This is a genomic window from Pelagibacterium halotolerans (genome assembly GCF_044811015.1).
Classification (GTDB): domain Bacteria; phylum Pseudomonadota; class Alphaproteobacteria; order Rhizobiales; family Devosiaceae; genus Pelagibacterium; species Pelagibacterium halotolerans_A.
The window spans coordinates 1,544,264-1,558,173 of sequence record NZ_CP085243.1; the positions used below are offsets into that span (position 1 = coordinate 1,544,264).

General features: G+C 63.0%; 13 protein-coding genes. 3 read left to right on the top strand and 10 right to left on the bottom strand.

The window, feature by feature from the left end:
- Positions 1 to 7: 7 nt before the first annotated feature.
- A complete protein-coding gene (xseA, locus tag LG281_RS07680) occupies positions 8 to 1,552 on the bottom strand; it encodes an exodeoxyribonuclease VII large subunit (RefSeq protein WP_404405974.1) in 1,545 nt (514 codons plus the stop codon).
- A 106-nt stretch (positions 1,553 to 1,658) separates the two neighbouring features.
- Here xseA and purD point away from each other — a divergent pair, with 106 nt between their 5' ends.
- Both purD and LG281_RS07690 read left to right on the top strand, forming a co-directional pair.
- Positions 1,659 to 2,927, top strand: a complete 1,269-nt coding sequence (purD, locus tag LG281_RS07685; RefSeq protein ID WP_404405976.1) for a phosphoribosylamine--glycine ligase — start codon at positions 1,659 to 1,661, stop codon at positions 2,925 to 2,927.
- 47 nt (positions 2,928 to 2,974) lie between these two features.
- Positions 2,975 to 3,838 (top strand): patatin-like phospholipase family protein, encoded by an 864-nt coding sequence (locus LG281_RS07690; protein ID WP_404405978.1) that lies wholly within the window; start codon positions 2,975 to 2,977, stop codon positions 3,836 to 3,838.
- On the opposite strand, the gene LG281_RS07695 is transcribed toward LG281_RS07690, so the two are convergent.
- Complete coding sequence (locus tag LG281_RS07695; RefSeq protein ID WP_404405980.1) at positions 3,810 to 4,259, bottom strand: nucleoside deaminase; 450 nt, start codon at positions 4,257 to 4,259, stop codon at positions 3,810 to 3,812. The genes LG281_RS07690 and LG281_RS07695 overlap by 29 nt on opposite strands.
- Positions 4,260 to 4,356: 97 nt before the next feature.
- Between LG281_RS07695 and mutL the strand changes: the two genes are divergently transcribed.
- Positions 4,357 to 6,177 (top strand): DNA mismatch repair endonuclease MutL, encoded by a 1,821-nt coding sequence (mutL, locus tag LG281_RS07700; protein WP_404405982.1) that lies wholly within the window; start codon positions 4,357 to 4,359, stop codon positions 6,175 to 6,177.
- A 1-nt stretch (position 6,178) separates the two neighbouring features.
- On the opposite strand, the gene LG281_RS07705 is transcribed toward mutL, so the two are convergent.
- The 8 genes from LG281_RS07705 to ileS form a co-directional block, all read right to left on the bottom strand.
- Entirely contained in the window at positions 6,179 to 6,544 is a 366-nt protein-coding gene (locus LG281_RS07705; protein ID WP_404405984.1) for a type II toxin-antitoxin system VapC family toxin, read from the bottom strand.
- The gene (locus LG281_RS07710) at positions 6,538 to 6,753 is read right to left on the bottom strand and encodes a ribbon-helix-helix protein, CopG family (RefSeq protein WP_404405986.1); all 216 of its coding nucleotides are present in this window, start codon (positions 6,751 to 6,753) and stop codon (positions 6,538 to 6,540) included. The genes LG281_RS07705 and LG281_RS07710 overlap by 7 nt, the downstream gene beginning before the upstream one ends.
- A gap of 78 nt (positions 6,754 to 6,831) precedes the next feature.
- Positions 6,832 to 7,608 carry an SDR family NAD(P)-dependent oxidoreductase gene (locus LG281_RS07715; RefSeq protein ID WP_404405988.1) on the bottom strand — a complete coding sequence of 259 codons (777 nt, stop codon included), beginning with the start codon at positions 7,606 to 7,608 and terminating at the stop codon, positions 6,832 to 6,834.
- A gap of 30 nt (positions 7,609 to 7,638) precedes the next feature.
- Entirely contained in the window at positions 7,639 to 8,196 is a 558-nt protein-coding gene (gene rsmD / locus LG281_RS07720; protein WP_404405990.1) for a 16S rRNA (guanine(966)-N(2))-methyltransferase RsmD, read from the bottom strand.
- 3 nt (positions 8,197 to 8,199) lie between these two features.
- A complete protein-coding gene (locus LG281_RS07725) occupies positions 8,200 to 9,552 on the bottom strand; it encodes a pseudouridine synthase (RefSeq protein ID WP_404405992.1) in 1,353 nt (450 codons plus the stop codon).
- Between the two features lie 111 nt (positions 9,553 to 9,663).
- Positions 9,664 to 10,290, bottom strand: coding sequence for a hypothetical protein (locus LG281_RS07730; RefSeq protein WP_404405994.1), 627 nt, complete (start codon positions 10,288 to 10,290; stop codon positions 9,664 to 9,666).
- A gap of 73 nt (positions 10,291 to 10,363) precedes the next feature.
- Complete coding sequence (lspA, locus tag LG281_RS07735; RefSeq protein ID WP_404405996.1) at positions 10,364 to 10,849, bottom strand: signal peptidase II; 486 nt, start codon at positions 10,847 to 10,849, stop codon at positions 10,364 to 10,366.
- Positions 10,846 to 13,851 (bottom strand): isoleucine--tRNA ligase, encoded by a 3,006-nt coding sequence (ileS, locus tag LG281_RS07740; protein ID WP_404405998.1) that lies wholly within the window; start codon positions 13,849 to 13,851, stop codon positions 10,846 to 10,848. Before ileS ends, lspA begins: the two co-directional genes overlap by 4 nt.
- Positions 13,852 to 13,910: the final 59 nt, after the last annotated feature.

Consider the following 13,910-nt stretch of genomic DNA (forward strand, 5'->3'; position numbering starts at 1 on the left):
GGCCCCGTCAAAAGAGACTTTCCTGCTCACCGGGATCTGGCTTGGCCTTGCGCCGCGGCGCGGCGGGCGCGCCGGAGACATGGGCATCAATCTTGCCCTCCGCAACCGTGATTTCAAGCGCATCGCCGGGTTTGACAGAACCGGGCGAGCGCACGATCTGCCCATCCGCATCGGTCACAAGCGCGAAACCGCGCGCGAGCACCTGCTTGTAACCGACAGTATCGAGCAACCGTGCCGCACTATCGAGCCGGTTGCGCCTGTCCTCCACCTTTCGGACGAAGGCGGGCACAAGCCGCTGCGCAAGCGTGTCGATCCGCGTCGTGGCACGCTCGATCGGCGTTTTGAGCAATTGCGGGCGCAGGGCGCTGGCGAGAGGGGAAAAGCGCAGTTGCGCGCGAGAGACCCGGCCCGTGGCCAGATAGGCGGCCCGGCTCGACAGCCGGTCGAGATCGGCGCGGCTTTTCTGCATCCGCGTCTGCAGGAGCCCCGGCCCGAATGCGCGGGACTTTTCCGAAAAGGTAAGCACTTTCGTATGCTGGGCCGAGCGCAGTGCCGATGTCAGTCGCGTTGCCGCCATGTCGAGCCGCTGGCGCTGGGTGGCTGTGAGGTCGCTGGCGCGCGGCAGGCCCGCCGCAGCGGCCCGGAAGCGATCCCGCAGGTTCCCGGCCAACCGCCGCGCCGCGCCGCGCTGGCGTGTGCCAAGGTCTTCGACATAAGCGATCAACTCGCCGCGGACCGGTACGGCCATTTCAGCGGCACCAGTCGGTGTGGGCGCGCGCTTGTCGGCGACATAGTCCACGAGCGTGATATCGGTTTCGTGCCCTACCGCCGAAATTACGGGAATGTCCGAGCGCGCCACCGCGCGCACGACGCTTTCCTCGTTGAAGCCCCAAAGGTCCTCAATCGACCCACCGCCGCGGGCGACGATCAGCAGATCCGGACGCGGAATAGCCCCACCGGGCATCAGTGCGTTGAACCCGTCTATGGCTGCGGTCACCTCCGGTGCGCAGGTTTCCCCTTGCACGCGGACCGGCCACACGATCACATGGGATGGAAACCGGTCTTCGAGCCGGTGGATGATATCCCGGATCACGGCCCCTGTGGGCGATGTCACCACTCCGATGACACGCGGAAGGTAAGGCAGTTCCTTCTTGCGCTCGGGTGCGAACAATCCTTCGGCGATGAATTTCTTCCGCCGCTCTTCGAGCAGCGCCATCAGCGCGCCTGCACCGGCGGGCTCGAGCTGTTCGATGACAATCTGGTATTTGGATGAGCGCGGATAGGTGGTCAGCCGCCCTGTCGCGATGACTTCGAGCCCCTCTTCGGGCTTGAAGGCGAGCCGGTTGTAATTGCCCTTCCAGATCACCGAGTCGATCGCGGCGCTCTCATCCTTCAGAGTGAAATAGCAATGCCCGGACGAGTGCCGCCCGCGAAAGCCCGAGATTTCCCCGCGCACGCGGACATAGCCGAAATTGTCCTCAACCGTGCGTTTGACCGCCTGGGAGATCTCGGAAACGGTAAATTCGTGGGCGTTCGATTGGGCGTCGCTCATTGTCCTGTGGTCGCGCATTGGAGGGATTCGGTCAAGGCTGGCGGGCACGCGCCGCCCATGATAGACGGACCATCTCAACGCAATTTACGAAGGGGAGCGGGCGAGAATGCGGGTATTGCTGATCGGGTCGGGGGGCCGCGAGCATGCGCTGGCATGGCGGATTGCAATGTCTGACCGGCTCGAAAAGCTCTTTGTCGCACCCGGCAATGGTGGCACGTCACTTGTCGCTGAAAACATTGCACTCGACATTGATGACCACGCTGCCATCGTCACCTTCTGCCAGCGCGAATTGATCGACCTTGTCGTGATCGGCCCCGAAGCGCCGCTTGTGGCAGGGATCGCCGACGACTTACGCGCCGCCGGTCTCGCAGTCTTCGGCCCCTCGAAAGCCGCGGCACAGCTCGAAGGCTCGAAAGCCTTCACCAAGGCACTCTGCGACGAGATGGGCATCCCCACCGCGCGCTACGCCAAATTCGACGCACTCGAACCCGCCCTCGCCTATCTCAAGGAGCAAGGCGCACCCATCGTCATCAAGGCTGACGGGCTCGCCGCCGGCAAGGGCGTAACGGTCGCCGACACGCTCGAAGCCGCCGAAGCTGCGCTGCGCGATTGTTTCGACGGCGCGTTCGGAGAGGCGGGCGCAGAAGTCGTCATCGAGGAATGCCTTGTCGGTGAGGAGGCGAGCCTGTTCGCAATCTGCGACGGTAAGCATATCACCCTCCTGCCCGCCGCCCAGGACCACAAGCGCGCCTATGACGGCGATGAAGGTCCGAATACCGGCGGCATGGGGGCCTATGCGCCTGCCCCTGTCATGACGGACGCGCTCGTCGAACGCTCCTTACGCGAGATCATCGAGCCGGCAATTCGCGGCATGGCGGCGCGCGGCACGCCCTTTTCCGGCGTGCTCTTTGCCGGTTTGATGATCACCGCGGACGGCCCCAAGCTCATCGAGTTCAACACAAGGTTCGGCGATCCCGAGTGCCAGGTGCTGATGATGCTTCTCGAAAGCGATCTCCTCGATCTTCTGGAAGGCGCCGCCAGGGGCACGCTGGCACAGACGACGCCGCGCTGGCGCGATGGCGTTGCACTCACGGTCGTGCTGGCTGCCAACGGATATCCCGGCGCTTACGAGAAAGGCACGGTGATCGCGGGAGCGGATGCCGCCAATTCCGATGGTGTCCAGGTCTTCCACGCCGGCACGGCCCGCGAAGACGGGGTCCTCAAGGCCAAAGGCGGTCGCGTTCTCAACGTCACCGCACTCGGCCGCGATGTCGCCGAAGCGCGGGCACGTGCCTATGCGGCGGTCGATACCATCGACTGGCCCGAAGGCTTCTGCCGCCGCGACATCGGCTGGCGCGCGCTCTCTTCTCAATAGGCCTCTCTTGGTTTAGCCTCTTAATTAGAAGAACAAGAGGCTAGAGCGTGGGCACAATCAGCGATCCTCGGATCGGTATCGCACTCGGGGGCGGGTCCGCCCGGGGGCTTGCGCACATCCCCTTCATCGAAGCCATGGACGAAATGGGGCTCAAGCCCGACCGGATCGCCGGCACCTCGATCGGCGCGCTGATCGGCTCGGGCTGGGCTGCCGGCATGAAAGGCGAAGAGATCAGGGAATTGTCTCAGGAGCGGCTGGGCTCGATGAACGGCTTGTTCGGCCGCCTGCTCTCGACGCATATGCGCTCGATCAAGCAAGTTCTGGCCGAGGGACTGTCGATCCAGCTCAATGCCGAGAAGGTCTATGACGCCTTCACGCCTTTGGACATGCCCAAGGTCTTCGAAGACCTGACCATTCCCTTTTCCTGCATCGCGACGGACTTCAAATCCTGGCATCAGGTGGTTTTCCACGAAGGGCCGCTACGTCCGGCTGTCGCCGGGTCGCTCGCCATTCCGAGCCTGTTCAGGCCCGTCCATTACCACGAAACGCTTCTGGTCGACGGCGGTGTGGTTAACCCGCTGCCGCTCGATACTGCAGCAGACGGCAGCGATATCCTCATCGGCATCGACGTCAATGGCGACCCGCAGGACTGGCCGCGCGACGTCGTCCCCTCGGCCCTCGATATCGGGCTGGGTTCAGCGCAGATCATGATGCATGCGCTGACTGCGCATATGATCGCCGCCTATCCGCCGGACCTCTATTTCCGCCCGTTCCTGTCGGCCTATGGCGCGCACGAATATTGGCGGGTCAAGGAGATTATCGCTGCGGGAGATAAGGAAAAGGACCGGTTCAAGCGGCTTTTGAACGACAAGATCGAGGAATTCATCGCCGCTCAGCGAAAAATCTCCTGAGCATCTCCGCCGCCCGTCCTTCGGAGAGCCCGCCGATCACCTCGGGCGCGTGATGGCATGTGGGCTGGCCGAAGAACCGTACGCCATTGTCCACCGCCCCACCCTTGGGGTCTTCGGCACCGTAATAGAGCCTGCGGATTTTCGCATGCGCGATGGCCCCTGCGCACATGGTGCAGGGTTCGAGCGTCACATAGAGATCGCACTGCGCCAGCCGCCCGCTGCCGATCTTCTTGAGCGCGGCGCGGATCGCGAGCATTTCGGCATGCCCGGTCGGATCGCCGGAAGCACGCATGCGATTGCGCTCGGCGGCAACGAGTTGCCCGTCCCTGACAATCACGGCGCCCACCGGCACTTCTCCGGCAAGCGCGGCCTGTTCGGCCAGGGCAAAGGCCATATCCATCGGGTTGAAACCTGCATCCATGGCGAAATGCCTCTATCAGCTTTGGACTTCTCTGTCTCGCCTCGTGCATCGCCGGAGCGGGCCGCCTAGAATGGCGCCAAAGGAGAATCACCGCCCCATGGCCATCCGGCAGCTTCCAGACGATCTGGTCAACAAAATCGCGGCGGGCGAGGTCGTTGAACGGCCCGCAAGCGTCGTCAAGGAGCTCGTCGAGAATGCGCTTGACGCCGGCGCCAAGCGTATCGCGATCACGACGGCAGCCGGTGGCAAAGGCCTTATCCGGATCGAGGACGACGGCCATGGCATGGACGAAACCGACCTCCTCCTGTCGGTCGAGCGCCACGCCACCTCGAAACTCGCCGATGACGGGCTCGACGACATCCGCACTTTGGGCTTCCGCGGCGAGGCATTGGCCTCGATCGGCGCGGTTTCGGACCTTTCGATTGCCTCGCGCACGGCAGAAGCGCAAAGCGGGCTGAAGCTCACGCTCAGGCGCGGCTTGCGAGATGGCCCGGTGCCGCAGGCGATGAACCGGGGCACCATCGTCGAAGTGAAGAACCTCTTCGCCGCCATTCCTGCCCGTCTCAAATTCCTCAAATCCGACCGCGCCGAAGCCAATGCGATCACCGACGTGGTCAAGCGCCTCGCCATGGCACATCGCGGTGTACATTTCGTGCTCTCGGGTTCGGACCGCTCGGCGATCAATTGGCCCGCTCAGACGGGCGAAAACGCGGTGCACGCTCGCCTGGCGCAGATCATCGGTACGGACTTTCCCAAGAACGCGCAGGAGATCGCGTTTTCGCGCGGCGGCATCGTCGTGGGCGGGCTTGCGGGGTTGCCGACCTTCAGCCGCGCCAACACACTCAACCAGTTCTATTTCGTCAATGGCCGCTCGGTGCGCGACAAGGTGCTTCTGGGTGCCGTGCGCGCGGCCTATGCGGATTTCCTCCACCGCGATCGTTTCCCGGTGCTGGCGCTCTTCGTCGCCATCGACCCGGCGGATGTCGACGTCAACGTCCACCCCACCAAGGCCGAATTGCGCTTCCGCGATCCCGGCGCGGTACGCGGCACGGTGATCCGTGCGCTGACCGAAGCCCTCGGCGCGGCAGGCTTCCGCGCCTCATCCTCGGTGGCCGACAATGCGCTCGCGAGCTTCCGTGTGTCCGAGGCAAAGCCGCAAGCTCCCGAACCAAGCCAATCGGCCTTCGCCGAGCCTGCGCCAGCGCACTCGGCGCCTCCACCGGGCTGGACGCCGGCGGAACGCCCAAGCTTTTCGGCGGACATCGCCGCGCATCAGCGCCGGTTCGATGCGCCGAGCGCGCGCATGGAGGTGGTGACCGAATCCGCTCCGGACACCGACTACCCCCTCGGCGTTGCGCGAGCGCAGGTGTTCGAAAACTACATCGTGGCGCAAAATGGCGATGCGCTCGTCCTCATCGACCAGCACGCCGCCCATGAGCGCCTGGTCTACGAGCGCTTCCGCAATCAGCTCCGCTCCGGCCCGGTCCCCAGCCAGGCACAGCTCATTCCCGTCGTTATCGATCTCCCAGAGGAAGACTGTGGCCGTCTCGAAGAGGCCCGGCCCGTACTTGAAAGGCTGGGGCTTTATCTCGAACGCTTCGGCCCTTCGTCCATCGCCGTCAACGAAACCCCCGCCCTGCTCGGTCAGACCGATGTCGAAGGCCTCATCCGCGACCTTGCCGACGGCCTCGCCGAATGGGATAGCGTCGCGATCATCGAAGAGCGCATGGACGCGATCATCGCGCGGATGGCCTGCCACGGCTCAGTCCGCTCGGGCCGTCGGCTGCGTGGGGACGAGATGAACGCGCTCCTGCGCGAAATGGAGGCAACGCCGCATTCTGGCCAATGCATCCATGGACGCCCGACTTATATCGAGCTCAAGAAGGGCGATCTGGAGCGGTTGTTCGGGCGCCGGTAGATCACAACCGATAGGGAACGCGGATACCTGGCACATCGTCCGGAAAGTCTTTTCGGTCGCGGGTGACCAACAACATGGAATGAACGTCCGCCGATGCCCATACGACGGCGTCGGGCAGTTTGATGCGATATCGCTTTCTCAGCGCGACCGCGCGCTCGGCAACGAGGCTGTCCAAGGGTAGGATTGAAAAACCATCAAGGAACGCACGGGTTGCCGCCTCAACCTCCGTAGCCGCACCGACCAGCACTTCCATCCAGGTAATGATGCTGATCGCCCTTTGGCCATAGCGCGCCAATTCATCTCGCGCCTCGGGCACGGCGTTCAGATAGTCTATGAGGATGTTGGTGTCAAAAAGCGCTCTCACCATTCCTCACGGATTTTGTTCTGGTAGGCGAGCCCGTCGACTTCGCGCTGCCCCCAAAGTCCGAACGCTTCGGTAACAGCCTTTTCAGAACGCTGGTCCAGATAGGCACCAATAGCCTCCCGGATCAGGGCCGCACGCGGCCGCTTCTCCTTCTTGGCAAGCAAATCCAACTGCCGGAGCTGTGGCTCCTTAATGTCGATCAAGGTGCGCATAATGCACTCCGATATGTGATATCGACAATATATATCTTTTTTGGAGATTTCCAAGATGCGTGGACGACGATGACTGTCTCACGGCATCAACTGGCCGCCATTGACCTCAAGCGTCTGCCCGATCACGTAGCCCGACAGCATCTCCGACGCGAGAAACAGATACGCCCCGACGCAATCTTCCGCCGTGCCCAGCCGTCCCATCGGAATGCCCTGGCGGATCGCTTCCAGCCCCTCGGGCGTCGAATACCGCTCCTGGAACGGCGTCGTGATCACGCCGGGCGATACGGCGTTGACGCGGATACCATAGGGGATGAATTCCTTGGCCATGCCGCGCGTGGCGTTCGAGACGAATGCCTTTGCGGATCCATAGATCCCCGCTCCGCCCAACCCGCCGGTGCGCCCGGCGATGGAGCTTGTGTTGATGATGAACCCGCCTTTGGCCTTCATATGCGCGAAAGCCACGCGCGAGGCGATGATGACCGATCGTGCATTGAGGTCCATGACCTGGTCGTAATATTCGTTCGTCGCGTCGGCATAGTCCACGCGTCCGATCATCGCGCCGGCGTTGTTGATCAACCCATCGAGGCCACCGAGCGCCGCGACCGCTTCCTCAACGACCCGTTCGACGTCCTCGGGCTTGCTGAGGTCGCCTTGGAGCAGCGTCGCGCTACCGCCCGCAGCTTCAATCTCGTCGGCGACGGCCCGCGCGTTTTCAATACCACTGTTGTAATGCAGTCCGACCTTCGCCCCCTGCCTGGCGAATGCACGCGCGAGCGCCGCGCCGATCCCTGTCGAGGCACCGGTGATCAGGACGGCCTTGTCTTTGAGGTCGGGTATAATTAGCGCTTGGGCCATTCTCGCACTCTCCCTTACGATGGCATCGCGTTACGCGGCCACCTCCATCAGTGTCACCGCTGTATCGGCATACTCCCGACGGTCCGTAACCTCAAACCCCTCGGGCGCAACAACTTCCACATCCTTGCGCTCTTCGAGCACAACCAGCGCCCCCGGCGCGATCCAGCCGCCCCTGAGCGCGCTCGCCAACGCCCTTTCGCCCAGTCCCTGCCCGTAGGGCGGATCGGCGAAAACGAGCGTTGCGGGCTTGAGCCGCTCTATGGGCCCCAAATCGGTCGCGTCGCGCTTGAGCAACTTGACCTGCCCCGCCACCCCAAAGGCCTCGATATGCCCACGGATCAACCCGCGTGCCTCAATCCCGGTATCGACAAAGATGCAATGTTCGGCGCCGCGTGAGAGCGCTTCAAGTCCCATTGCGCCGGTTCCAGCGAAGAGGTCGAGTACCCGCACCCCTTCGAGGTTTGGCCCGATCCGCGAGCCAATGATCGACAACACCGCTTCTCGCACCCGGTCCGCCGTGGGACGGATGGCACCGGATTTGGGCGTGTCGAGTTGCTTGCCCCGGAACTTGCCCGCAACGATCCGCATCGTTTATTCGCTTCGCGGTTTGCGTGAACCGGGACGTCCACCGGGCTTTCCGCCGCGCGAGCCACCGGGTTTGTCGGTGCGGCGCTGGCCATCGGCACGCTTGCCAAAAGGTTTGCCGCCTGGCTTGCCGCCGCTGCGCTCTGGGCGCGGGCCTTTGCCAAACGGTTTGCCGCCGTCGCGGCGAGGGCCTTTGGCGAAGGGCTTGTCTCCCTCCCGGCGGGGTGGACGTTCCCCGGCCTCGCGCTGCTCCCGGTCGGCGCGGGTTGGACGTTTGGACATCGGGCGCCCTTCATCCTTACGGAAGGGTTTGTCGCCGCGCGGCCCCTTGGCGAAAGGTTTCTTGTCGCCGTCGCGTGCAGGGCGCTCGTCGTCACGTCCGCGCTTTTCGAATTTCGGCTTCTCGACGAAGGTTTCGGATGGGCGGCCGTCGTCGAAGTGAATGGTGCGCTCGCGGCCTCTCGGCGCCTCGTTGCGCTTGAAATCCGGCCGCTTGCGCAGCCCGCCGAACCGGTCGCGCTCCGTGGGGCGGCTTTCGGGTTTTTCCGGCATGCGGCGGCGCGGCTGATTAGAGGCATCCTCGCGCTCGGGACTGTCGAAATCGGCGCCCGATCTTTCAGCAAGCTTCTTGCCCAGCTGATCCTGAAGGATGCGCGTTTTCACCTTTTCAACCGCGCCAACCGGCAGATCGCCAAGTTGGAACGGGCCGTACGAGATGCGGATCAGCCGGTTGACTTCGAGCCCGAGCGCGCCGAGCACCACGCGCACCTCCCGGTTTTTGCCCTCGCGCAGGGCAACCGTCATCCAGACGTTGGAGCCCTTGACGGTATCGAGCTTGGCCTCGATGGGCCCGTATTCGACGCCCTCAACCGTCGTACCCTTGGCAAGCGTATCGAGCTGCTCCTGAGTCACCACGCCGAATGCGCGCACGCGATAGCGGCGCAGCCAGCCGGTCGCGGGCAGCTCGAGTGTGCGCTTTACGCCGCCGTCATTGGTCAGCAGCAGCAGACCCTCGGTGTTAAAATCCAGCCTCCCCACCGTCAGCACGCGCGGCAGACCGAGCTTGGCGAATTCCTCGAACACCGTCGGGCGCCCCTCGGGGTCTTTCTCCGTCACCATCAACCCGGCGGGCTTGTGGTAAAGCCAGGCTTGCGTCGGCTCGCGCCTCGCCACCGGCTTGCCGTCGACCGCGACCGTATCGGTCTCGATCACGTTGAAGGCCGGTGTCTTGACTATGCTGCCATTCACCGAGACGCGACCGGCGCTGATCCATGTTTCGGCGTCACGGCGCGAGCACAGTCCGGCGCGGGCGATGACTTTGGCGAGGCGTTCGCCGGAGGGTGCTTTGGTGTCGTTCATTTCTCAGGGCGCTCCCGGTAAAAAAGGGTGCGGTCTCAATTCAAGGGGTCAAATGACACAAGCGAGGCCCCACGGGACCTCGCCTGAAGAAAGGTCGGAACATCGTCAGTGCTACTGGTTCTGCGCCGCCAGTTGCGCCCGGACATCGGGCGGGCACGCGGGATCGTTGATAGATACCAGATCGCCATTGGGTGCAAGGCAAATCAGGTCCTCGCCGCCGACTCGGGTGAAATAGTCTTCCGGAGGCAGATATATGTTGCGCTCGACGATCCCTTGCTGCCGGTTGTACGCGGCCATGCGAGCGGCGAGCTGACGGGTTTCGGCCTCGGTCAGCGGCCGTCCCGAGGTTGAAGCCACATCGACCACACGCCCCTGGCGCAGCATTTGCAGATCGGCCTGGGTGAGGCCGGAAGCGTCAACCACCACCTCGTCGCGGTCCTCGGGGATCGTCGCGGTGGATTGCTGCGGCTGGGGTGCCGTTGTGCCGGCGGCGGGGACGACAAGCGGGGCACGTTCGACGGATACCGGCGTCTTGTCCTCTTCGGGCACGAGCCCAACCCCCTGCAGCGTCGAGCGCAGCACTTCGCGCTCGAAGGTCACGGGATCCGTCATCGCATTCGTGCCCTCGATGGTCGTGCAGGCATTGAGCGCCACAAGACCGAACAGGGCGACCACGCCCGCCATTATACGGGCGGGGCCACCGCCATGCGTAAAGATATCGACTACGCGAGAATACATACGACGCCTCGAACCCATAAAATCGTGCCCCCTATATCGCATCTCACCCGCTATGGCCAGAATTTGACTGAATTCAGGTATCCGCCCTGCGCCGAGGCCAGACCACGTCGGCGACAAGCAGAACCACGCCAAAGGTGATGGCGACATCGGCGATATTGAACACGTACCAGGAAAAATTCCCTACGTAGAAATGGAAAAAATCGGCCACCGCGCCGTAGATCACGCGGTCGATGGCGTTCGACAGCGCGCCACCGATAACCAAGGCGATCCCGACGCGGGTGAGAAGCCCCTCGTCCTTCGCCCACCAAAAGGCAAGCGCGACAATCGCGATACCCATGACGATCAACAGCATCTCCGGCGTCAGCCCGCCGAGCAGGCCATACGAAATGCCTGTATTCCAAACGAGGATATAGTCGAAAAACGAGGTCACCGGCACGACCTCGCCGCCCGTCCAGCCGAAGACGTCGATCTGGATGTACTTATGCAGCCGGTCGAGGATCAGGACGTCCGCCCCCAGGAAGAGGCTCCAGAGGACGGACGGTTGGGAAACTGCCCTCATACAGGCAACCCGGCACTCGCACGCTCGCGCATGGCCTGCGCATCTCGTGGAGTGATATCCGGATACTCAGGGTCGGACCCGACATCGGCGCTGATCTTCCACGAACGCGCGCAGCGCTTACCCGCAGCGAGCGCAAACTCGACCGCGACGCCGGGGACGTCTTCAAGCGCGAACGCATCGGCAGGCGGCGTGCCGCCTTCGATAATCTCCAGCCCCGAGGTGATGGCGATATCGGCCATGTCGTGGCCGCTCATCGCTTCGAGCAGCGCCGGATCGGAAACGTAGACCTTGGGCGCGGCTTCGAGCGAAGAACCGATGGTCTTGTTCTTGCGTTCGATCTCCAGCGCCCCGGTGATCACCCGGCGCACGGCACGGATTTTCGACCATTTTTCAGCGAGCGCCTCATCCTGCCAGTCGGCTGGAATGGCGGGGAAGACGCGGGTATGCACCGAACTCGTTTCGCCCGGGTTCCGTTCGAGCCAGACTTCTTCCATCGTGAACACGAGTACCGGCGCGAGCCAGGCGGTGAGGCACGAATAGAGCTGATCGAGCACGGTGAGCGATGCCTTGCGGCGCACCGAGGAGATCGGGTCGCAGTAAAGCGCGTCCTTCCTGACGTCGAAATAGAACGCGGAGAGCTCAAGGTTCATGAAATTGCCTACGAGCGAGACGGCGCGCTTGTAGTCGAACGCCTCATAGGCCGCGCGCACCTCCTTATCGAGCACGAAGAGCCGATGGAGGATCAAGCGTTCGAGCTCCGGCATCTGCGCGCGCTCAACCGCCTCGTCGGGGTTGTAATGTGCGAGATTGCCCAGAAGCCAACGGAACGAGTTGCGGATTTTCCGATAGGTCTCGACGGTGTTTTTGAGGATTTCATCGCCAAGCCGGTGATCCTCGGCGTAGTCGATCGTCGCCGTCCAGAGCCGCAGGATATCGGCGCCGTACTGCTTGATGATATCCTGGGGCGCGACGACGTTGCCCGCGGATTTGGACATCTTGAACCCGTTCTGGTCCATGGTGAACCCGTGGGTCAGAACCGAATCGTAGGGCGCCCGTCCCCGCGTCACGCAGCTTTCAAGCAGCGAGGAATGGAACCACCCGCGATGCTGGTCGGTGCCTTCGAGATACATCGAGGCCGGCCATTTGAGGTGCGGCCATTTCTGCTTGTTTTCGAGAACGAACGCGTGCGTCGAACCGCTATCGAACCACACATCGAGGATGTCGGTCACCTGCTCCCAATCGTCGTGGTTTTCGACCGCATCGCCGAGGAACCGCGCCTTTGCGCCCTCGGCGAACCACGCATCGGCACCTTCTTCCTCGAAGGCCTGCGCGATGCGATGATTGACCGTCTCGTCGACGAGAATTTTGCCGGTGTCCTTATGGACGAACACAGTGATCGGCACGCCCCAGGCGCGCTGGCGCGAGAGCACCCAGTCGGGCCGGTTCTCGATCATCGAACGCAGGCGCGTCTGCCGCGCGGCGGGCACGAATTTGGTGTCGTCGATGGCTTTGAGGGCGCGCGAACGCAGCGTATCGCCTTCCCCGTCGATGTCCTTGTCCATATAGACGAACCATTGCGGGGTGTTGCGGAAGATGATCGGCTTTTTCGAGCGCCAGGAATGCGGATACTGGTGCTTGACCCGCCCGCGCGCAAAGAGCCTGTCGGCTTCGATCAACGCAGCGATAACACGCTTGTTGGCGTCGCCCTTCTTGCCCTTGTCGTCGATGATCCGTGCGGCACCATCCTGGGAGTCCGGGCCGAAGCCGGGGACGTCTTTGGTGTAGAAACCGTCGGCGTCGACGAGGAAGGGGATGTTTGTGTCGATGCCGCGCGCTTCGAGTTGCCGGGCGTTCGACATCCAGACTTCAAAGTCGTCCACGCCGTGACCGGGTGCCGTATGCACGAAGCCGGTGCCCGCCTCGTCGGTGACGTGCTCGCCGTCGAGGAGGGGGACATCGAAGTCGTAGCCGTTGCCGAGGCCTCGTAACGGGTGGTAGCAGGTGATCGCGGCGAGTTCTTCGGCCCTCACCGAGGCGATGGGCTCTAAGGTCAGCTTTGCTTTCTTTGCGCATTCCTCAGCTAGAGCGTCGGCAAAGATCAGCTTTTCGCCCGGCTGCGGCCCGAAATCGTTCTCGGTGGCCTGAACTTCATAGAGGCCGTATTCGAGCTTCGATGAGTAGGAGATCGCTCGGTTGGCCGGGATCGTCCACGGAGTCGTTGTCCAGATAACGACGGAAGCATTTTTCAGTGAAGCAGCGGTGAGAGACTCGTACTCAAGGCCAGCTTCGTTAGGCGCTTCCTTTGGCGTCGTCGCCACCGGAAACTTCACCCAGATCGCATCGCTCTCATAGTCCTGATACTCGATCTCGGCCTCGGCCAGCGCCGTGCGCTCGACCACGCTCCACATCACGGGCTTGGACCCGCGATAAAGTTGCCCCAGCCCCGCGACCTTCATCAGCTCCCGCGCGATCTGCGCTTCGGCGTCGAAGCTCATGGTGAGGTAGGGATTGTCCCAGTCCCCCATGACCCCGAGCCGCTTGAATTCCTCGCGCTGCACGTCGACCCAGTGTTCGGCAAATGTCCGGCATTCGGCGCGGAATTCGTTGATCGGCACTTCGTCCTTGTTCTTGCCCTTGGCGCGGTATTGCTCCTCGATCTTCCATTCGATGGGCAGGCCGTGGCAGTCCCAGCCCGGCACATAGGCCGAATTGTAGCCCAGCATCTGCATCGAGCGTGAAACGAGGTCCTTCAATGTCTTATTGAGCGCGTGCCCGATATGGATGTTGCCGTTGGCGTAGGGCGGGCCGTCGTGGAGGGTGAATTTGGGCCTGTCGGCGCTTTGTTCGCGCAGGCGTTCGTAAAGGTTCATATCCTCCCAGCGCTTGAGCCATTCGGGCTCGCGCTTGGGCAGGCCGGCCCGCATGGGGAACTCGGTCTGGGGCAGGAAAAGCGTTGTCGAATAGTCGCGCTCGGTCGTCGCGCCCGGTGCAGTATCGGTCATTGCTACTCGCAAAATCTTGAAGAGATTTCGGGGTTGGGCCGCTTTTAGCAGTGCAGCCC